The sequence below is a fragment of the Streptomyces sp. NBC_00016 genome (genome assembly GCF_045040885.1).
GTDB classification, from domain to species: domain Bacteria; phylum Actinomycetota; class Actinomycetes; order Streptomycetales; family Streptomycetaceae; genus Streptomyces; species Streptomyces coriariae.
In genome coordinates this window covers 2,015,492-2,036,387 of the sequence record NZ_CP108304.1, presented here as the reverse complement: position 1 = coordinate 2,036,387, position 20,896 = coordinate 2,015,492, and the positions used below count along the sequence as shown (strand labels likewise).

At 70.4% G+C, this 20,896-nt stretch carries 15 protein-coding genes; 7 read left to right on the top strand and 8 right to left on the bottom strand.

Annotated elements, in window-relative coordinates:
* Positions 1 to 5 precede the first annotated feature (5 nt).
* Positions 6 to 431, bottom strand: a complete 426-nt coding sequence (locus OG933_RS09130) for a MarR family transcriptional regulator (RefSeq protein WP_362271095.1) — start codon at positions 429 to 431, stop codon at positions 6 to 8.
* 231 nt (positions 432 to 662) lie between these two features.
* Here OG933_RS09130 and OG933_RS09125 point away from each other — a divergent pair, with 231 nt between their 5' ends.
* The 4 genes from OG933_RS09125 to OG933_RS09110 are packed head-to-tail and all read left to right on the top strand — an operon-like array spanning position 663 to position 4,502.
* A complete protein-coding gene (locus OG933_RS09125; protein ID WP_362271097.1) occupies positions 663 to 1,580 on the top strand; it encodes an SDR family oxidoreductase in 918 nt (305 codons plus the stop codon).
* Positions 1,581 to 1,615: 35 nt separating this feature from the next.
* Positions 1,616 to 2,491 carry an amidohydrolase family protein gene (locus OG933_RS09120; RefSeq protein WP_327187805.1) on the top strand — a complete coding sequence of 292 codons (876 nt, stop codon included), beginning with the start codon at positions 1,616 to 1,618 and terminating at the stop codon, positions 2,489 to 2,491.
* 12 nt (positions 2,492 to 2,503) lie between these two features.
* Positions 2,504 to 4,009, top strand: a complete 1,506-nt coding sequence (locus tag OG933_RS09115; RefSeq protein ID WP_405626411.1) for an acyl-CoA synthetase — start codon at positions 2,504 to 2,506, stop codon at positions 4,007 to 4,009.
* A 37-nt stretch (positions 4,010 to 4,046) separates the two neighbouring features.
* Positions 4,047 to 4,502, top strand: coding sequence for a MaoC family dehydratase (locus tag OG933_RS09110; protein WP_362526846.1), 456 nt, complete (start codon positions 4,047 to 4,049; stop codon positions 4,500 to 4,502).
* Positions 4,503 to 4,637: 135 nt separating this feature from the next.
* Here OG933_RS09110 and OG933_RS09105 read toward each other — a convergent pair whose 3' ends face one another.
* The 7 genes from OG933_RS09105 to OG933_RS09075 all read right to left on the bottom strand — a co-directional run bounded on the left by OG933_RS09105 (position 4,638) and on the right by OG933_RS09075 (position 15,387).
* The gene (locus OG933_RS09105) at positions 4,638 to 6,305 is read right to left on the bottom strand and encodes a histidinol-phosphatase (RefSeq protein ID WP_405626409.1); all 1,668 of its coding nucleotides are present in this window, start codon (positions 6,303 to 6,305) and stop codon (positions 4,638 to 4,640) included.
* Positions 6,306 to 6,345: 40 nt separating this feature from the next.
* Complete coding sequence (locus tag OG933_RS09100; RefSeq protein WP_405626406.1) at positions 6,346 to 8,184, bottom strand: LamG-like jellyroll fold domain-containing protein; 1,839 nt, start codon at positions 8,182 to 8,184, stop codon at positions 6,346 to 6,348.
* A 39-nt stretch (positions 8,185 to 8,223) separates the two neighbouring features.
* Positions 8,224 to 11,151, bottom strand: coding sequence for a glycoside hydrolase family 2 TIM barrel-domain containing protein (locus OG933_RS09095; protein WP_405626405.1), 2,928 nt, complete (start codon positions 11,149 to 11,151; stop codon positions 8,224 to 8,226).
* Positions 11,148 to 12,011 carry a carbohydrate ABC transporter permease gene (locus OG933_RS09090; protein WP_020129348.1) on the bottom strand — a complete coding sequence of 288 codons (864 nt, stop codon included), beginning with the start codon at positions 12,009 to 12,011 and terminating at the stop codon, positions 11,148 to 11,150. Before OG933_RS09090 ends, OG933_RS09095 begins: the two co-directional genes overlap by 4 nt.
* A gap of 15 nt (positions 12,012 to 12,026) precedes the next feature.
* The gene (locus tag OG933_RS09085) at positions 12,027 to 12,989 is read right to left on the bottom strand and encodes a sugar ABC transporter permease (RefSeq protein WP_362526833.1); all 963 of its coding nucleotides are present in this window, start codon (positions 12,987 to 12,989) and stop codon (positions 12,027 to 12,029) included.
* On the bottom strand, positions 12,989 to 14,275 hold the full coding sequence (locus tag OG933_RS09080) for an ABC transporter substrate-binding protein (protein WP_405626404.1): 1,287 nt from the start codon (positions 14,273 to 14,275) through the stop codon (positions 12,989 to 12,991). The genes OG933_RS09085 and OG933_RS09080 overlap by 1 nt, the downstream gene beginning before the upstream one ends.
* Positions 14,276 to 14,367: 92 nt before the next feature.
* Positions 14,368 to 15,387: a carbohydrate kinase family protein gene (locus tag OG933_RS09075; protein WP_362526827.1), complete on the bottom strand. Its 1,020-nt coding sequence runs from the start codon at positions 15,385 to 15,387 to the stop codon at positions 14,368 to 14,370.
* Between the two features lie 158 nt (positions 15,388 to 15,545).
* On the opposite strand from OG933_RS09075, the gene OG933_RS09070 reads away from it, so the two are divergent.
* The 3 genes from OG933_RS09070 (at position 15,546) to OG933_RS09060 (ending at position 20,818) form a co-directional block, all read left to right on the top strand.
* Positions 15,546 to 16,310: a DeoR/GlpR family DNA-binding transcription regulator gene (locus OG933_RS09070; protein WP_020129352.1), complete on the top strand. Its 765-nt coding sequence runs from the start codon at positions 15,546 to 15,548 to the stop codon at positions 16,308 to 16,310.
* Positions 16,307 to 17,644, top strand: coding sequence for a 6-phospho-beta-glucosidase (locus OG933_RS09065; protein ID WP_267021630.1), 1,338 nt, complete (start codon positions 16,307 to 16,309; stop codon positions 17,642 to 17,644). Before OG933_RS09070 ends, OG933_RS09065 begins: the two co-directional genes overlap by 4 nt.
* A gap of 102 nt (positions 17,645 to 17,746) precedes the next feature.
* Entirely contained in the window at positions 17,747 to 20,818 is a 3,072-nt protein-coding gene (locus tag OG933_RS09060) for an alpha-mannosidase (protein WP_405626402.1), read from the top strand.
* Positions 20,819 to 20,896 lie beyond the last annotated feature (78 nt).

Here is a 20,896-nt window from a genome sequence, read left to right as displayed (position 1 = left end):
CGGCATCAGGCGAGTCCGTCCTGGGCGATCCGCCGCAGCAGGGTGTGCAGCGTCTCGCGGTCGGCCGGGTCGAGCGGGTCCAGCAACTCGTTCGTCACCCGCAGGCCCGCCTCGTCGGTGCCGCGCAGGAACGCGCGGCCGTCCTGCGTGAGGGCGACGATCCGGCTGCGGCGGTCGTCCGGTGCCGGGCGGCGCTCGGCGAAGCCCAGCTTCTCCAGATCGTCGACCAGGCCGACGATCGCGCTGGGGTCGTAGCCGAGCCGGGCGCTCAGCTCCCGCTGGAGGGCGCCCTCGGAGGTGGCGAGGAAGCGCAGCACCGCGTAGTGGCGCAGCCGCACCCCCGACTCCTGGAGGAACGTGTTGAACAACTGACCCGAGCGCAGTCCCAGGCGGTACAGCAGGTATCCCGTGTCCGCGTGCAGCCCGCGCATCCACGGCTCGTCCGCGTCGATCGGGGCGGCGTTGCTTGCGTTGTCCTGGCGGGCGATGGCGGGCTCCCTGGGCTCGGTCCCCTTCCGGGGTGGTTCTCGGTACGGATTCCAGCATGACGCACCCGTAGGACTACAACAACTATTGACGTCAACAATTATTGCTCTTAGCTTCGATCTCGTAGTCAGCGCCCGGCGCCGCACTGTGCGCACCCCATGTGAAGGGACACCGTCGTGCCCAGCATCGATCTCACCGGCAAGGTCGCCGTCGTCACCGGCAGCGGCCGGGGCCTCGGCCTCGCCTACGCCCATGCCCTGGCCGCCCGCGGCGCCTCCGTGGTCGTCAACGACGTCGACGAGGCCGTGGCCGAGCAGGCCGTGAAGTCCCTCGTCGCGGCCGGCGGCAGGGCCGTCGCCGAGGTGGTCCCGGTCGGTACGACCGAGGCCGCCGACCGGCTGGTGAACCGCGCCGTGGAGGAGTTCGGCCGGCTCGACATCCTGGTCACCAACGCGGGCATCCTGCGCGACAAGGTGCTGTGGAAGATGACCGACGACGACTTCGACGCCGTGATCGCCACCCACCTCAAGGGCACCTTCACCTGCGCCCGCGCCGCCGCCGTACGGATGCGCGAGCAGGGCGAGGGCGGCACGCTGATCCTCGTCGGCTCCCCGGCCGGCCAGCGGGGCAACTTCGGCCAGACGAACTACGCGGCCGCCAAGGCCGGCATCGCCGCCTTCGCCCGCACCTGGTCCATGGAGCTGGGCCGCGCGGGCATCACCGTCAACGCGATCGTCCCGGTCGCCGCGACCGCGATGACCGAGACGATCCCCGCCTTCGCCCCGTACATCGAGGCCCTGAAGAACGGCGAGCCGTTCCCGGACTTCCTGCGCAAGGGCGAGGGCTTCGGCACCCCCGAGGACTGCGCGGCGCTGGTGCCCTTCCTGGCCTCCGAGGCCGCCCGGGGCATCACAGGGCAGGCCATCGGCATCGGCGGCGACAAGGTGGCACTCTGGTCGCATCCGCAGGAGATCCGCGCGGCCTACGCCGACGGCGGCTGGACGCCGGAGAGCCTGGCCGACGTCTTCCCCACCTCGGTCGGTGCCGAGCTCCAGACGGTCGGCATCCCGGCCCCCACGTTCCCGGAGGCGTGATGAGCCCCTCCACGAGCCCCGCCGCGACGCCCGCCATGAACGTCGACGAACTGGTCGCGATCGACGTCCACACCCACGCCGAGGTGTCGTCCAAGGGCCACTCCTCACTGGACGACGACCTGCACGACGCCTCCTCCGCCTACTTCAAGGTCGAGGGCAAGCGGAAGCCCACCCTGGAGGAGACAGCCCGCTACTACCGTGAGCGGAAGATGGCCGCCGTGATCTTCACGGTGGACGCCGAGTCCGCGACCGGCACGGCGCCGGTCCCGAACGAGGAGGTCGCCGAGGCGGCGGCCGCCAACGCCGACGTCCTCATCCCGTTCGCCTCCATCGACCCCTTCCGGGGGAGGGCGGGCGTGAAGCAGGCCCGGCGCCTGGTCGAGGAGTACGGGGTCAAGGGCTTCAAGTTCCACCCCAGCATCCAGGGCTTCTTCCCCAACGACCGCTCGGTGGCGTACGACCTGTACGAGGTGATCGAGGAGACGGGGACCATCGCCCTGTTCCACACCGGTCAGACGGGCATCGGCGCGGGAGTCCCGGGCGGCGGCGGGATCAGGCTCAAGTACTCCAACCCGCTGCACGTGGACGACGTGGCGGCCGACTTCCCGCACCTCAAGATCATCCTGGCGCATCCGTCCTTTCCCTGGCAGGACGAGGCCCTCGCCGTCGCCACCCACAAGCCGGGCGTGCACATCGACCTGTCCGGCTGGTCGCCGAAGTACTTCCCGCCGCAGCTCGTGCAGTACGCCAACACGCTGCTGAAGGACAAGGTCCTCTTCGGCTCCGACTTCCCCGTCCTCACCCCCGACCGCTGGCTCGCCGACTTCGACAAGCTGACGATCAAGGACGAGGTGAAGCCGAAGATCCTCAAGGAGAACGCCGCCCGTCTGCTCGGGCTGACCACACCGTAAGGGGCGTGGAAGATGCGCAACGAGGGACTGGGGTCGTGGCCCGCACGCCGGGCCCGCAAGACCCCGCACCGCACCGCGCTGGTCCACGGTGAGCAGTCGACGGACTATCGCACACTGTATACACGCACCACGCGCCTGGCCCACGCCCTGCGCGCACGGGGTGTGCGGCGCGGCGACCGCATCGCCTACCTCGGCCCCAACCACCCCTCCTACCTGGAGACCCTGTTCGCCGCCGGCACCCTCGGCGCGGTGTTCGTGCCCCTCAACACCCGCCTCGCCGGACCCGAGATCTCCTACCAGCTCGCCGACTCCGGCGCCAAGGCGCTCGTCTACGGCCCCTCGCACGCCGGCCTGGTCGCCGGCCTGCCGGGGAACACGGACGTCCGGACGTACCTCGAGGTCGGCGCCGAGTACGAGAGAGAGCTCGCCGCCGCCTCCGACGAGCCGATCGACACGCCGGTCGCCCCCGACGACACCTGCATCATCATGTACACCTCGGGCACGACCGGCCGTCCCAAGGGCGCCATGCTCACGCACGGCAACCTCACCTGGAACGCGGTCAACGTCCTCGTCGACACCGATCTGACCGCAGACGAACGCGCCCTGGTCTCCGCGCCGTTGTTCCACACGGCCGGTCTGAACATGCTGACCCTGCCGGTGCTCCTCAAGGGTGGCTGCTGCGTCCTGGTCGAGGCCTTCGACCCGGAGGCCACCTTCGGCCTGATCGAGCGGCACCGGATCACCTTCATGTTCGGGGTGCCGACGATGTTCGAGCAGATCGCCCGGCACCCGCGCTGGGCGGACGCGGATCTGTCCAGTCTGCGGATCCTGACCTGCGGCGGCTCCCCGGTGTCGACACCGCTCATCGCCGCCTACCAGGAACGCGGACTCACCTTCCTCCAGGGCTACGGCATGACCGAGGCGTCCCCCGGCACGCTGTTCCTGGACGCCGAGCACGCGGTCAGCAAGGCGGGCTCGGCCGGCGTCCCGCACTTCTTCAGCGACGTACGCGTCCTGCGCCCCGACCTCACACCCGTCGAGGTCGGCGAGACCGGCGAGGTCGTCGTCCGCGGGCCGCACGTCATGCCCGGCTACTGGGGGCTGCCCGAGGAGACGGCCGCTTCCTTCGCCGACGGCTGGTTCCGCAGCGGGGACGCGGCGCGGGTCGACGAAGACGGTTACGTGCATATCGTCGACCGCATCAAGGACATGATCATCTCCGGCGGGGAGAACATCTACCCCGCCGAGATCGAGGACCTGCTCCTCGCCCACCCCGACATCGTGGAGTGCGCGGTCATCGGTGTGCCCGACGACAAGTGGGGCGAGGTGCCGCGCGCGGTCGTCGTGCCCCGCGAGGGCACCTCGCTCGACCCCGACGAGGTGCTGGCCTCGCTGTCCGGGCGGCTCGCCAAGTACAAGATCCCCAAGTCGGTGGTGGTGGCGGACGAACTCCCGCGCACCGCCTCCGGAAAGCTCCTGAAGTCCCGGGTGCGCTCCCGGTTCGGCACCGACTCCTGAACAACTCTCCTGTGAACTCTCCTGTGAGGAACGGCATATGAGCATCACCGTCAACGGTCTCGACGAGCTGAAGAAGCTGGCCGGCAGCGACCTGGGCACCAGCGAATGGATCGAGGTCACCCAGGAGCGCATCGACACGTTCGCGGACGCGACCGGGGACCACCAGTGGATCCATGTGGATCCCGAACGGGCGGCCGCCGGGCCCTTCGGAGCGCCGATCGCCCATGGGTACCTGACGCTCTCCCTGTTCATCCCGCTCTTCACCGAGCTGCTGGACGTCCAGGGCGTCACCACCAAGGTCAACTACGGGCTGAACAAGGTCCGTTTCCCCTCGCCGGTCAAGGTCGGCTCGCGGATCCGCCTGGTGGCCAAGCTGACCGAGGTCGAGGACGTGCCGGGCGGGGCGCAGATCACCGTCGACGGGGCGATCGAGATCGAGGGGGGCGCGAAGCCGGCCGCGGTGCTGCAGAGTCTGTCGCGCTTCTACGCGTAGGGCTCCGCGGGGCGCCGCGACTCGCCGCCGTCCGGGGCGGCGCTGTGGAGAACCGCGGGACCGGTGTGGCCGGTCGCGCGGTTCCCCGCGCCCGCGTGGACGCGGGAGTGAATTCCGTACCTCTTTTCGGGGCGCTCAGCCGACGACGTCCACGAAGATCGGGTTGGCGTAGAACCAGGTGTCGGCCCACGGGTCGCCGTTGCCCGGCTCGTGCGGGATCGGGCCGTGCGGGTCCACGGAAGCGCCCAGGTAACCCGTTCCGTTCCGGTTGCCGTCGCTGCCGCGCAGCCGGAGATAGCAGGACTCGTCGCCCACCGTGACCGGGACGCGCAGGGTGTAGGTCCCCTTGCGGCCGCTCACGTCCGTCGTGCGGACCACCTTCGTGTCGGGAGCCCGCCAGGTGTCGCGGTCGGACACCGCGCCGCGCACCGCGCCCCGGATCACGTCCACATGGGCCAACTGCGGCAGGACTCCCTGGGGGTTGGGGCGGGAGGCAGTGGTGACGGTGATCTCCAGAGTGAGCTTCTCGCCCTTGCGCACCCGGAGCCGGCCGCCGAGCGTGACGCCCCGCCCGTTGCTGTGCTCCCGCCGCAGCCGGACCTCCAGGCCGTCGAGCAGATGCCCGTGGTCCAGCCAGACCCGGCCCTCGCGCAGGCCCGTCATCACCGCGCGGTAGCCGTAGCGGGTCACGCCGACGTGGGTGCGGCTGAACTGCCCCGGCCAGAAGTCGCTGCCGGCCTGCGGGGTGTCGGTGTTCACCGGATCGGGCAGCCTGCCGGTGTTGTCGAAGTTCTGTCCGGCGGGCCAGTCACCGTTCTTCCAGGTGTCGAAGACGGTCCGGTGGTTGTCGGAGTTGGTGGTGACCGAGAACAGCCGGCCCTCGGCCAGCATCGAGTCCCACAGGCCACCGACGGTCGCGGTGGCCCAGTCGAAGCCGCCGTAGGTGACGTAGGCGTCCGCCGGGTAGCCCGCCCAGGACTGGGCGGACGGCTTGTTCTCGTACTCGCCGCGGATGGACGTGGCACCGCGCCAGCCGGGGATCGCCGCGCCCTGGGCGCCCGGCGCGCCCTCCATGCCGATCATGATCTCGGGCGCCGCGTCGCGCCAGGCCCGCAGCTCGTGCGGGGAGTCGATGCCGAGGCGCAGCGGGTGGTTGGCGAGGACGAGGACGTCGTCGACATAGCCGCTGCGGCGCTGCTCGGCCAGCCACTTGACCGCCTTGACGGCGTGCGCCTCGTTGCGGGCGGTGTCGGCCGCGCCGGCGGCTCCCTCGGTGTAGCCCAGCAGCTTGCCGTCGTAGGCGAGCTCGAACCGCGTGAGCAGGTCGACCTCGTGCGGGCCGGGGGCGGCGAACACCGTGCAGTGCTCGGCGGCCGGGATGTACCACTCCAGACCCTGGAAGATCAGCTGGCGCGGGTTCGCGGCGCGGGCCCGGAGGATCTCCTTGTGCTCCAGCGCGGCGCCGTAGGAGGCGTGCCCGAAGTTGGAGTGCTCGTTGAAGACCATCCAGTCGAGGCCGTACCGGGCGGCGGCCCGGGCCTGCTGGGAGAAGGTGTACTTCGCGTCGTGGCTGTAGACGGAGTGGACGTGGTGGTCGCCCACCAGGTAGGCGAGCCGCGGGTCCTCACCGCCGTGGCCCCGGCCGGTGGCGGCGACGGCCGGGCCGGCCGCACCGCCGAGTGCGAACGCGGCGCCGAAGAGGCCGGCGCGGCGCAGGAGTCCGCGCCTCGACACGCCCTGGGCGTCGAGAACGGCGGGCGGGACGGACGGATCGGCCCAGGCGGGCAGCTGCTGCTCGGTCACGGTGATCCTCGTGCAGAAGGTCAGTGGTTCATGAAGGAGGTCAGTGGTTCATGAAGGAGGTGACGGGCAGCGCCCGCGAGACGATCCGGACGTCACCGAGGCGGCCGTGCAGGATCTGGTCGATCTGCCCGCCGTACTCGTAGCCGCCGAGCAGCCAGGGCAGCCCGACGGAGGTGACGCCGACGGCCGCCGCCTTCGGGTTGCGCACCGCCGGGCAGCCCTCGACGTACAGCGTGGTGTGCTTGCCGTCGTTGACGACCGCGAGGTGCCACCAGGTCTCCAGCGGGGTCTCCTGAGCCCAGTTGGTGGCGATGCCCTCCTGGTTCAGCGGACGCATCGCCCACTGCGGTTCCCGGTCGTTGGACAGGGAGAGGGTGGCGAGCGGCTCGTCGGGGTCGTCGCCCGTCCTGCCCGCGGCGCCGCCTGTTCCGGTCCGGCTCACCAGCCCCGACCAGGCGTGGTGCGACGGGTCCCAGTCGGCAGGGAGACGGTAGAACGCCTCGATGGTGTAACCGTCCGCGAAAGTGGCCGAGTTGAGCGGGGCGCCGTCGACCGTGCGCAGGTAGGCGCCCTTCAGCGGGGACTTGAATCCCCGGAATTCCAGGCTGCCGTGGCCGGGTTGGTCGGGGTGGTGGTCGGACGACCAGGTCAGGGCGCCGCCGCTCACCGTGACGAGGGCGAGGTGGTTGCCGTGCCCGGACAGGTCACGGACGGTGCCGCCGACCGCCGTACCGTCGTCGTGACCGTCGAACCGCCAGTAGGCGACCGTGTCGCGCACCAGCACCTTCGACACGGGACGGGCGGGTCGCGCGGGCACCGGATCGAAGCCCGCGAAGCGCTCGGCGAAGTCGATGTCGACCGTGAACCGGTCGGCGTCGCCGCTCAGTTCGATCTCCTGCCGCTCCAGCTCGTTGAGCCCCTTCGCGGCCCGGCCGAGGATCCACGGGGAGACCGTCTCCACGTCGATGACGTTCCGGTCGAGGTCGAAGCGGTAGAGACGGATCATGGCGGCGCCGCCGAAGTAGCGGTTCTGATAGTTCGTCAGGTGCAGCTGGACGTCATGTCCGGCCGCGTTCTTGCGCGTCGCCCGACCGGCGGGCCAGTAGTGCCCGTTGAGGGTGAGGAAGATCTGGTCGTGGTCCGCGATCAGCCGGTCCCACAGCTGTTGGCCGTACGCCGAAAGGGAGTCGTCCTCGGCGACCAGCTCGTGCGTGGTCAGGACGACCGGTGTCCTCGGGTGCCGGTCGAGGACACCGGCGGCCCAGGCGTACCCCTTGTCCGACAGCCGCCAGTCCAGCGCCAGCACCATCCACTCCCGGCCGCCCGCCCGGAACAGGTGGAAGGTGTTGTAGCCGTCGGGGGAGGCCCCGCCGAACGTGGGCTTCCCCTGGAAGCGCTGCGGGCCGAAGGCGTCCAGGTAAGGGGTCGCGCCGCGCTGGTCGGTCGTCGACGACTTCACGTCGTGGTTGCCGGCCAGCACGCTGTAGCCGATCCCGCGCCGGTCGAGCAGCCCGAACGCCTCGCTGATCGCGGCGACTTCGTCCTTCGCCCCGTTCTGGGTGAGGTCGCCGAGGTGGGACAGGAATACGAGGTTCTCGTGCTTGCCCTGGTCGAGGAGGTAGCGCAAGGACGCCTCGACCGGCGCCTTGTCGATGCTCGGGCCGTCGAAGAGGTACTGCGTGTCGGGCATGACGGCGAGCGTGAACCGGCGGCTCTCCGGGTCCGGGCGCCACCGGGCGGAGGCCGCCTCGGCGGAGGCCGGCAGCGCGAGTCCGGCCGTGGCGGCCGCGCCGAGCAGCGCGGTGGCCCGCAGGAAACCGCGTCTTCCGGCACCGGCCTGCGCGGCCTCGCCCTGTTCCTGGGCATGCGAAGTACACACGGGTGCTCCGTAGGTAAGTCCGTTGTTGGCAAAGGGAGTTCAGAGGACGCGCAGGGTCCAGCTCCAGCGGTGGACGCCCGGTGCGACGAGATAGGAGGGGAAGGTGTCGGGGCCGCACGACGCCGTGCCGAGGCCGCGGTGCGCCGCGTCGAGGTGCACCACGCAGCCTGCGCGTGGGACGAGCTCGTCGTGATGGGTGACGGCCGTCAGGTCCTCGGCGCGGTAGCGCGTGACGGAGACCTGGCGCGGCTCGTCCAGAGTGACGGAGAAGCCGGTGGCGTCCGGCGCGGAGAGCGTGAAGCGCCGCACACCGTGCAGGCCGCCGCTCTCCTGCGGACGCAGGTACGGGGTGAACAACGCGTCGACCCGGGCGTGGTGATGGCCGACCGGCGCGCCCGCGCTCCGGTCGGGGTACGACTCCCAGGGGCCCTGTCCGAACCAGTCCAGCCGGTCCGGTCCCGCCACCGTCTCGAAGACCGAGCCCACGCGGGCCACGTCGTCGAACTCCGCGGGCAGCTCGGCCTGTTCGTCGATCCGGATGCCGCCCTCGACCGGCGTGAAGACCTGCCGGTGCCGGACGACGCCGGTGGTGCCGGTGTACTCGGCGAGCACGGTGACCCCGTCGCCCTCCTGGTGCACGGACACCAGCCGGCGCACGAGGGCGTCCAGGCCCCATGTCCGCCAGCGCGGCGCCGCCCCGCCCAGTTCGTCGTTGTCGGTGGGCGCCCGCCACAGGGACAACGCGGGCGCGGAAGTCAGCAGAGGGTGCACCAGGAGTCCGTCGGCGTCGATCTCGACGCGGCCGGAGCCCACCGGGTCCTCGACCGGGACCGGCGCCCGCAACCGCACCTGCGGCGCGCACACCGCAGTACCCCGCGGAGCCCACGGCAGATCCTGGGCCGTCGTCACCCGCAGTGTCAGCCACGCCTCGCCGCCGTCGTCCGGCAACGCGAACGGCAGCGGCACCTCGACCGTGCCGCCCGGTCGAAGATCGGGCAGCTCGGCCTGCGCGGTGAGCGTCCCGCCGTGGGCGAGCGACAGCTCCCACTCGCCCGCGAGCCACTCCAGGCCCCGGAAGTGCTGGTGGTTGGAGACCGTCACCCCCTGCGGCCCGACGCCGTGCAGCCGCACCGGAGCGGAGAGTTCCCGGTGCTCGTACATCACCGGTTTCGGGGTGCGGTCCGGGAAGACGACGCCGTCCGCGATGAACGCGCCGTCGTGGTCCTTCTCGCCGAAGTCGCCGCCGTACGCCCAGCGGTGTCCGGGCGCGGCGACAGCGTTGTCATAGAGTCCGGCGCCCCCACGCCCGACCGGTCTTCCGTCGTTCACACGCTGGAGAATGCCGTGGTCCCAGAACTCCCAGATGAACCCGCCCTGAAGACCCGGGGTGGCCTCGATGGCGGCCCAGTGGTCGGCCAGCGTGCCGTTGCTGTTGCCCATCGCGTGGGAGTACTCGCACTGGATGAGCGGCTTGGTCTGCCGCCCGGACAGCGCGTGCGCCACGCAGTCCTCCAGGGGCGCGTACATCGGGCAGGCGATGTCGGAGGCGACCTCCGGATCGGCCCAGCCGAGCTTGGCGGCCCCCTCGTACTGCAGCGGCCGGGTCGGGTCGTGCCGGCGCACCCAGCCCGCGGCGGCGTCGTGGTTGGCGCCGTAGTCGGACTCGTTGCCCAGCGACCAGATGATGACCGACGGGTGGTTCTTGTCCCGCAGCACCATCCGCGAGACCCGGTCGACGAAGGCGTTCAGGTAGCGCGGGTCGTCGGCGATTTCGTGGGCGTGGTCGTGGGACTCGATGTCCGCCTCGTCGACGACGTAGAAACCGATTTCGTCGGCGAGGTCGTAGAGCGTGGGGTCGTTCGGGTAGTGCGCGGTGCGGATCGCGTTGAAGCCGAAGCGCTTCAGCAGCACCAGGTCGGCGCGCATGTCGTCGTACGACACCGTCCGTCCCGTCAGGGGGTGGAAGTCGTGCCGGTTCACCCCCCGGATGAAGACCCGCTCGCCGTTGACCAGCAGATCCCGGCCGACGATCGACACATCGCGGAAGCCGACCCGGTGGCGGGAGGTGTCGGCGACGCTGCCGTCGGCGCGGTGCAGCCGGACCGTGAGGTCGTACAGCTCGGGCGTCTCGGCCGTCCAGGTGCGCACCTCGGGCACCCGCGCGCCCAGCCGTGCCTCGCCGAGGAAGGCGGAGACGCGCTCCTCCTCGGCGTTGGCCAGGTCGAACTCCGCGTCCTGCGCAAGCGGCAGGCCGTCCAGCTCCCCGCTCACGTACCAGCCCGCGGGCAGCGCTCCGCCCGCGTCCCGTACCTGGCAGTCGACCCGCAGCACGCCGTCCCGCGCCGCCCGCACGCTCACGTCGGCCAGCCGCAGCGGGTCGGTGGCGTACAGCAGCACCGGGCGGGTGATCCCGGCATGCCACCACTGGTCCTGGTCCTCGATGTGCGAGGCGTCCGACCACTTGACGACCGTCAGCCGCAGCACGGACCGGCCGCCGGGGCGTACGACGCCCGACAGATCGAACTCGGCCGCCAGATGCGAGTCCTTGGAGATGCCGACGGGCCGCCCGTCCACGTGCACCAGCAGCACGCTCTCGGCGGCCCCGACCTGGAGCACGATGCGGCGCCCGGCCCACTCGGCCGGGATGTCGATCTCCCGCTCGTACACACCGGTCGGATTGTCCGCGGGCGACAGTGGGGGGAATTCCGTATACGGCATACGGACGTTCAGATACAGCGGAAGGTCGGCACTGCCCTCGATGGTCTGCATGGTCCATACGCCGGGCACGGATGCCGTCGACCAGGGACCGCCGACCGGCGCGTCCGGAGCGGACAGCAACCGAAACCGCCAGTCGCCGTCCAGGGAGTTTGCTCCGGAGCGCCGGTCGACGGCGTTCATGGGCAGCCGTCCCCACGAGGTCACCTCGGGTGCCTCCCAGGGGCGGAGCGCCAGCAGCGGATCGGTCACTTGATCGCTCCCTTCGCGAGGTCGCCGATCATCTGACGGGCGCCGATCGCGAACACGATGAGCAGCGGGACCAGGGCGAGCAGCGCGCCGGTCATGACCATTCCGTAGTCCGTGGTGCCATGCGTGCCGTTGAGCTGGGACAGCGCGACCTGGAGGGTCACGTTGTCCGGGTTGGTGAGCGCGATCAGGGGCCAGGCGTAGTCGTTCCACTGGCCCATGAAGGTGAAGATGCCGAGGAAGGCCAGTCCCGGCCGGACCACCGGGAGGGCCACGTGCCAGTACTGGCGCAGGAAGTTCGCGCCGTCGATGCGGGAGGCGTCGAGGAGTTCGTCGTGGATCGCGCCCTTCATGTACTGGCGCATCCAGAAGATGCCGAACGCGTTGGCGGCGGCCGGCACGATCAGCGCCGTCATCGAGCCGATCCAGCCGAGCTTCGCCATGATGACGAACTGGGGGATGGCCTGGAGCTGCGCCGGGACCATGAAGATGAACATGAGCAACACGAACAGCAACCGTTTGCCCGGAAATTCGAACTTGGCGAAGACGAAGGCGGCCAGCGAGTCGAAGAACAGGACCAGGAAGGTCACCGATCCCGCCACCAGCAGCGAGTTGAACATCGAGCCGAAGAAGTCGATGTTGTCGAAAAGGCTGCGGACGTTTTCCAGGAAGTGCGTGCCCGGCAGCAGCTTGGGCGGGTAGGAGAAGATCTCCGACGACGTGTGCGTCGACATGATCACGGCCCAGTAGAACGGGAAGGCCGAGAGCAGGACACCGAGCACGAGAGCGGCGTGCAGCCCGATCCCTCTGCGGCGGGACCCGTCGATCCCCTTGGCGCGCCGTGTTTCTTGGGTGGATGCCATGGTGTGCGGGCCTCCCTATTCTTCGCCCCGGCGCTGCACCAGCCGCCAGTTGATGATCGAGAAGAGGACGACGACGAGGAAGATGCCCCACGCCACGGCGGCGCCGTAGCCGAAGTCGTTGTTGTCGAAGGTCTGCTGGAAGAAGTAGAGGACCATCGTCCGGCCGGCGTGGCCGGGACCGCCCGAGAATGTCGAGTCGTTCGAGGTGTTCTGGAGCAGCACCTGGGGTTCGGAGAAACTCTGCAGACCGGTGACCGTCGACACGACGAGCACGAACAGCAGCACCGGCCGCATCATCGGCAGCGTGATCCGGAAGAAGGTCTGCACCGGCCCCGCGCCGTCCATGCGCGCCGCCTCGTACAGCTCGCTCGGGACGGTCTGGAGACCGGCGAGGAAGATGATCGCGTTGTAACCGGTCCACTGCCAGGTCATCAGCGTCGCGATGGCGATCTTGATGCCCCACGGGGTGTTCAGCCAGGCGATCTGGTCGAAACCGATTGCCTGGAGGAAGGCGTTCACCAGGCCGAAGTTGGTGGAGAAGACCGAGCCGAAGATGATCGCGATCGCCACGACGGAGGTGACGTTCGGCAGGAAGTAGGCGACGCGGTAAAGGTTCTTGAAACGGACCGCCGAGTTGAGCATCACGGCCGTCACCATCGCCAGGAAGATCATGGGGAAGGTGGCCAGCGCCCAGATGACGATCGTGGTCCCGATCGAGCTCCAGAACTCGGAGTCGCTCAGCAGGTACCGGTACTGCGACAGTCCCGCCCACTCCATCGAGCCGAGGCCGTCCCAGCGGTGGAAGGAGAGGTAGAGCGAGAAGCCGACGGGGATCAGGCCGAAGCAGAGGAAGAGCAGGTAGAAGGGGGAGATCGCGGCGTAGAGGTGCCAGTACTTGCGGAAGCCCTGCCGGGGCCGGGTGACGGGGACGTCCGCCACGACCGCCGGGGGCCTCTCCAGCGCGGGGAGGGTGGCCATCAGTAGCTCACCCCCAGGTGCTTCGCGATCCGCCGGCACTTGCTCATGGCGTCACTCCAGGCCTGATCCGGGTCCTTGCCGAGGACGCCGACGTTCTTGATCTCGTCCTTGATGGGCTGCCCGAGTGCGATGTCGAACGGGCTGTTGTAGGCGACCACGATCTTCTGCGCGGCCGGACCGAAGATGTCCATCGTGACCTGACCGCCGAAGAACTCGTCCGGCTCGCGCACCTGCTTCAGGTCGTACGAGGCGGGGGTCGAGGGGAAGAGCCCGGCGTCCACGAACCCCTGCGCCTGGTTGCCCGCGTCGAGCATCCAGCTGATGATCTCGAACGCCCGCTCGGGCTCCCGGCACGCCTTGGTGACCGACAGGAAGGAGCCGCCGTTGTTGGAGGGCCGCACGGGCATGTCGGCCACCCGCCAACGGCCCTTGGTCTTCGGCACGCCGTTCTTGAGGTCGCTGGTGGCCCAGGAGGCGCCCAGCTGGCTCGGCAGCTTGCCGTCCTCGACGGCCGACAGCTGGTCCGGGGTGCCGTTGACCAGGTTGGAGACGATCTTGCGCTGTTTGGCCTCCACGGCGAGCGCCCAGGCGTTGCGCACATGCTCCTGGTCGCCGATGAAGTGGCGGTCCTTGTCGACGTACCGCTCGCTGCCCTGCTGGACCACGTTCTCGAAGACGCTGTTGACGTCGGTGAGCAGCGAGGTCCCCGGTATCCGCTGCCTGAGCCGCTCGCCCGCCGCGAAGAACTTCTCCCAGGTGTCGAGCTCTCTCGACACGTCGGCGGGCTCGTAGGGCAGCCCGGCCTTGCGGAAGACGGCGTGCTGGTAGAGGTGGGCCACCGGCCCGCAGTCGATCGGGAAACCGACCATCCTGCCGTCGTCCGCGATGCCCTGTTCCCACTTCCAGGGCAGGTACCGGGACTTGTACTTGTCCGCGCCGAGCGTGCGCAGGTCCACGAACTGGTCGGCGTTGGGCAGGTAGGACGCCATGTCCTCGCCCTTCAGGCCCGCGATGTCGGGGACGTGGGCGCGGCCGGCCATCGTGGTGATCAGCTTCGACCGGTAGTAGCCGCCGATCTTGATGGCCTGGAGGTCGACCGAGCTGTCGTAGCGGGCCCTGGCGTTCTTGACGACCGTGTCGCCCAGGCCTCCGTCCCAGTACCACAGGACCATGTTCCGGCCGGTCGAACCGGTCGGAACGGCACAGCCGGACGCCAGGCCGCCGAGCGCCGTGGCGGCCGAACCGGCCAGGCCCGCACGGAGCAGGCCTCTACGTGAGAGCCGCACAGCTCCCACCGCCTTTCGGATCTGTTCGCGTCTTCGCAGACGGGGTGCAATCGAGGGGCATGCGTGGGGTCGTCCTCCGGGCACGGGCGCGGTCAGGGCCGCGGGGCGGGCGGGGTGACCGGCGCGTACCGCACGGGCGGGCCGACGTCCGCCGGGATGCGGTCGGCGAGGAAGCCGTACGCCCGTTTGAGTTCGGGGTCCCGCAGTGCGCGCCACCAGCGGTCGATGCCGTACCAGCCGGGGGCCGCCAGTGCCCCGCCGTGGTGCTGCACCGAAAGCCCGGCGGCGAGGACGGCGAACCGCAGCCGCTCGACCAGCGGCCAGCCGCCGAGCGAGGCCGCCACGAAGCTCGCGCCGAACACGTCACCGGCGCCCGTCGCATCCAGGACATCGATGTCAAGGGCGGAGACCTCGGCGTACTCGCCGGTCGCCTGATCGACCGCGATCGCGCCGTCGGCGCCGCGGGTGACCACCGCCACCGGCACCAGCTCCGCGAGCGTGCCGAGCGCGGCGATCGCGCTGTCGGTGCGGGTGTACGCCATCGCCTCGGTCTCGTTGGGCAGGAAGGCGTGGCACAGGGCGAGCTGGTCGAGCAGGTCGCTGGACCACTGCTCGGTGGGGTCCCAGCCGACGTCGGCGTAGATCTGGGTGCCGTTCGCGGCCGCCTTGGCGAGCCAGGCGCGCGGTTCGGCCTCCAGGTGCACGAGGGCCGTGCGCGCCTCGGGCGGGTCGCCCATCAGCACGTCCTGCGAGTACGGCGGCTCCTGGCCGTGGGTGACCAGGGCGCGGTCGTGACCGTGCGCGAGGGCGACGGTGACCGGCGTGTGCCAGCCGGCGGCCACGCGGGAGAGAGCGAGGTCGACGCCCTCCTGACCGGCGAGCACCTCGTGGCAGTGGGCACCGTAGAAGTCGTCGCCGAAGACCGTGGCCAGTGAGGTCCTGAGGCCGAAGCGGGACGCGGCCACCGCGAGGTTGGCGATGCCGCCGGGGCCGCAGCCCATGCCGGCCGTCCAGATCTCCTCGCCCGGCGTCGGCGGTCCGCCGAGCCCCGTGAGGACGAGGTCGTAGAAGAGCAGCCCGGTGAGCAGCACCTCGGGCCGGTCGTCGTCCACCGCACATCCTCCTCGCCGGGGGAGCTCGTCCCGTCAGGGGAGCTCGTCAAAACTCTTCAATTCGGTGACCGGAATCGTGCGCCCCTCGGCGACATTGGTCAATACCTCAGCAGAAGTGAGCATAGATTTGATTGAAGATGACGAGTAGTGTTCATGCCGTGCTGGCAGAACGACGACATCAACTCATCCTGCGGGCCCTGCGCTCCGGTGGCCCCGCGGCCGTGACCGATCTCTCCGAGCAGCTGGGTGTGAGCCCCGCCACGATCAGGCGTGACCTGGTGAAACTCGAGGAGGACGGCCTGCTCACCCGGGTGCACGGCGGCGCCGTCGCGGAGGAGGGCGACCAGCCCTTCGCCGAGGTCGCCGAAGTGCGGGTGGGCGAGAAGGACGCCATAGCCGCCCATGCGGCGGCCATGGTCGCCGACGGTCAGTCGGTCCTCCTCGACATCGGCACCACCGCCTACCGCCTGGCCCGGCAGCTGCACGGACGCCGGCTGACGGTCATCACCAGCAACCTCGTGGTCTACGAGGAGCTCGCCGACGACGAGGGCATCGAGCTGGTCCTGCTCGGCGGCATGGTCCGCCGCGAGTACCGCTCCCTGGTCGGTTTCCTCACCGAGGACAACCTGCGCCAGCTGCATGCCGACTGGCTGTTCCTCGGGACCAGTGGAGTGCGTCCGGGCGGGCAGGTGATGGACACGACGGTCGTCGAGGTGCCGGTGAAGCGGGCCATGATCAAGGCCGGTGACAAGGTCGTCCTGCTCGCCGACTCGGCGAAGTTCCCGGGTACGGGCATGGCGAAGGTCTGCGGTCCCGAGGATCTGGACGTGGTGGTGACGAACACGCCGGTCGATCCGGCGACCCGGTCCTCCTTCGAGGAGGCGGGCGTCGAGGTGGTCGTGGCAGGAAAGGTGCAAGCGTGAAACTGACGATTCTGGGCGGCGGCGGGTTCCGGGTGCCGCTCGTGTACGGGGCGCTCCTGACGGACCGCGCCGAAGGTCGGGTCACGGAAGTCGTTCTGCACGATCTGGACGACAGTCGACTGTATGCAGTCGCCCGTGTACTGAATGAGCAGGCGGCCGTCGTCCCCGACGCGCCCCGGGTGACCGCCACCACCGACCTCGACGAGGCCCTGCGCGGCGCCGACTTCATCTTCTCCGCGATCCGCGTCGGCGGCCTCGAAGGCCGCGCGCACGACGAGCGAGTGGCTCTGGCCGAGGGTGTCCTCGGCCAGGAGACGGTCGGCGCGGGAGGCATCGCCTACGGTCTGCGGACGGTCCCCGTCGCCGTCGACATCGCCCGCCGGGTGGCCCGTCTGGCTCCCGATGCCTGGGTCATCAACTTCACCAACCCGGCGGGCCTGGTCACCGAGGCCATGTCCCGTCACCTCGGCGACCGGGTGATCGGCATCTGCGACTCGCCGGTCGGGCTCGGCCGCCGTATCGCCCGCGTGCTCGGCGCGGACCCGAAAGAGGCGTGGATCGACTACGTCGGTCTCAACCACCTCGGCTGGGTCCGCGGGCTGCGGGTCGCCGGTCGCGACGAACTCCCGCGGCTGCTCGCCGACGCCGACCTGCTCGGTTCCTTCGAGGAGGGCAAGCTGTTCGGCGTCGACTGGCTCCAGTCCCTCGGCGCGATCCCCAACGAGTATCTGCACTACTACTACTTCAACCGGGAAGCCGTACGGGCCTACCAGCAGGTCGAGAAGACCCGCGGCGCCTTCCTCGCCGACCAGCAGGCCCGCTTCTACGAGGAGATGAAGCGCCCCGACGCCGCGGCCCTGACCGCCTGGGACCGCACCCGCGCCGAACGGGAGGCCACCTACATGGCCGAGAACCGGGAGACGGCCGGCGCCGGCGAGCGGGACGCCGACGACCTCTCCGGCGGCTACGAGAAGGTGGCCCTCGCCCTGATGCGGGCCATCGCCCGGGACGAGCGCACCACCCTGATCCTCAACGTCCGCAACCAGGGCACCCTCTCCGTGCTCGACGCGGACGCCGTCATCGAGGTGCCCTGTCTGGTCGACGCCAACGGCGCGCATCCGGTGGCCGTGGCCCCGCTGCCCGACCACGCCACCGGTCTGGTCTGCGCGGTGAAGGGCGTCGAGCGCGAGGTGCTGGCCGCCGCCGAGTCCGGCTCCCGTACGACGGCCGTGAAGGCGTTCGCGCTGCATCCGCTGGTCGACTCGGTGAACGTGGCCCGCAAGCTGGTCGAGGGCTATACCGACGTCCATCCCGGGCTGGCGTACCTTAGGTGAGCCCAGGAGGGAAAGCGCTTTCCCTCGCGCTTCCCTCCGACCGGCGCGTCCCCCGGCCCCACGGCCTCCCCGCCCCTCGTGGTCCCTCTCTGGAGATTCCCCATGCATGACGAACGCCGCCGCATCGAGGAGCGCGTCGAGCGCGTCCACAACCAGCGCATCAAGCCCGCGATCTACGCGGCAAGCGTGCCCTTCGAGGTCGAGGCCTGGCAGGCACCGGGGGAGCCCGTCCCCTTCGCGGAGGCCGCGGCCGCCGCCTACGAGCCCTTCGCGATGGACACCCCGTGGGGCCCGCCCTGGGGCACCACCTGGTTCCGGATGCGCGGGCAGGTGCCCGCCGAGTGGGCCGGCAAGCGCGTCGAGGCCGTCATCGACCTCGGCTTCGTGGGTGACTGGCCCGGCAACCAGGCCGAGGCCCTCGTGCACCGCACCGACGGGACGCCGCTGAAGGCGGTCAACCCGCTCAACCAGTACGTGCCGATCGGCAACCCGGCGACCGGCGGGGAGAGCATCGACTACCTGGTCGAGGCGGCCTCGAACCCCGACATCCTGGCGAACGACTTCGCGGGCCCGACCCTGCTGGGCGATGTACTGACGGCGGGCGACCGTCCACTGTATACATTCCGCCGCGCCGACATCGCCGTCCTCGACGAGGAGGTCTGGCACCTCGACCTCGACCTCCAGGTGCTGCGCGAACTGATGGTCCACCTCGGCGAGCACGAACCGCGCCGGCACGAGATCATGCACGCCCTGGACCGGGCCATGGACGCCCTCGACCTGGACGACGTCTCCGGCAGCGCCTCGGCCGTCCGCGAGGTCCTCGCGCCGGTGCTGGCCAGCCCCGCCCACGCCAGCGCCCACACCATCTCCGGCGTCGGCCACGCGCACATCGACTCCGCCTGGCTGTGGCCGATCCGCGAGACGAAGCGCAAGACCTCCCGCACCTTCTCCAACGTCACCTCGCTCGCCGAGGAGTACGACGACTTCATCTTCGCCTGCTCGCAGGCCCAGCAGTACGAGTGGGTGCGCGACAACTACCCGCAGGTGTGGGCGCGCATCCAGGAGTCGGTCAAGAAGGGCCAGTGGGCGCCGGTCGGCGGCATGTGGGTCGAGTCCGACGGCAACCTGCCCGGCGGCGAGGCGATCGCCCGCCAACTGGTGCACGGCAAGCGCTTCTTCATCGAGCACTTCGGCATCGAGACCAAGGGCGTCTGGCTGCCCGACTCCTTCGGCTACAACGCCGCCTACCCGCAGCTCGCCAAGCTCGCCGGGAACGACTGGTTCCTCACCCAGAAGATCTCCTGGAACCAGACGAACAAGTTCCCCCACCACACCTTCTGGTGGGAGGGCATCGACGGCACCCGCATCTTCACGCACTTCCCGCCCGTCGACACCTACAACGCGCGGTTCAGCGGCGAGGAGATGGACCGCGCCGTGCGCAACTACTCCGAGAAGGGCGGCGGTACGCGTTCGCTCGCCCCCTTCGGCTGGGGCGACGGCGGTGGCGGCCCCACCCGCGAGATCATGGAACGGGCGCGCCGGCTGGCCGACCTGGAGGGCTCGCCGAAGGTCGTCGTCGAGCACCCCGACACGTTCTTCGCCAAGGCCCGCGCGGAGTACCAGGACGCCCCCGTCTGGGTCGGCGAGCTCTACCTGGAACTGCACCGGGCCACGTACACCACCCAGGCCCGCACCAAGCAGGGCAACCGCCGCAGTGAACACAAGCTGCGCGAGGCGGAGCTGTGGGCGACGACGGCCGCACTGCACGCGCCGGGTTACGCCTACCCCTACGCGAAGCTCGACCGGCTCTGGAAGACGGTGCTGCTGCACCAGTTCCACGACATCCTGCCGGGCTCCTCGATCGCCTGGGTGCACCGCGAGGCGGAGGCCGAGTACGCGCGGGTCGCCGAGGAGCTGGAGGTACTGACGGCCGAGGCGGTCGCCGCGCTGGGCGGCGGGCGGCAGGGCGGCGCGCTCCGGGTGTTCAACACCAGCCCGTTCCGCCGTGCCGAGGTGGTCCGTACACCCCAGGGCGCACCGGCTTACGTCGAGGTGCCCGCGAGCGGCAGCGCGCCGCTGACCGGCGCGGAACCCCCGCGGCCGGTGACGGTCTCCGGGCGTGTCCTGGACAACGGGCTGGTCCGGGTACAGGTCGCGGAGGACGGCACACTGTCGTCCGTATTCGATCTGCGGGCGAACCGTGAAGTCCTCGCCGACCAGGGCAACCTGCTGCGCCTGCACACCGACCTCCCGAACTACTGGGACGCCTGGGACATCGACAAGCACTACCAGAACCGGTACACCGACCTGCTGGAGCCGGACGCCGTGACCGTCGTCGAGGAGGACCCGCTCGTCGGCGCGATCCGCGTCACGCGCTCCTTCGGCAAGGGGTCGACGATCACCCAGACCATCACCCTGCGCGCCGGCAGCCCCCGCGTCGACTTCGAGACCGACATCGACTGGCACGAGGCGGAGAAGATCCTCAAGGCGGCCTTCCCGGTGGACGTCCGGGCGCCGCACTCCTCCGCCGAGATCCAGTTCGGCCACATCCAGCGCCCCACCCACACCAACACCAGCTGGGAGGCGGCCCGGTTCGAGGTCTCCGGCCACCGCTGGGTGCACATCGGCGAACCCGGCTACGGCGTCGCGGTCATCAACGACTCCACCTACGGCCACGACGTCTCCCGCACGGTCCGCGAGGACGGCGGTACGACCACCACCGTCCGCCTCAGCCTGGTCCGCGCCCCGCGGATCCCGGACCCCGAGGCGGACCAGGGCCGGCACCGCTTCAGCTACGCGCTGCTCCCCGGCGCGAGCATCGAGGACGCGGTCGCCGAGGGCTACTCCCTCAACCTCCCGCTGCGCGTGGCCGACGCGGCGGACACCACCCCCGAGCCCGTCGTCTCGGTGGACGGCGCCGGGGTCACCGTCGAGGCGGTCAAGCTCGCCGACGACGAGTCCGGGGATGTCGTCGTCCGGCTCTACGAGTCCAGCGGCGGCCGCTCCACCGGCACCCTGCGCACCGGCTTCCCGCTCGCGGGCGCCCAGGTGGCCGACCTGCTGGAGCGGCCGCTGGAGCCCGCGGCAGTCGGCGAGGACGGCACGGTCGCCGTCGTACTGCGGCCGTTCCAGATCCTGACGCTCCGTCTGGAGCGTGCCGCCACCGGCCGCTAGTCACGGCCCCCGGGGCGGGCGCGACCCGATGCGCGCCCGCCCCGCCCCGAAGTTCCCTGCTCTGCGGAGGAGTTCAGT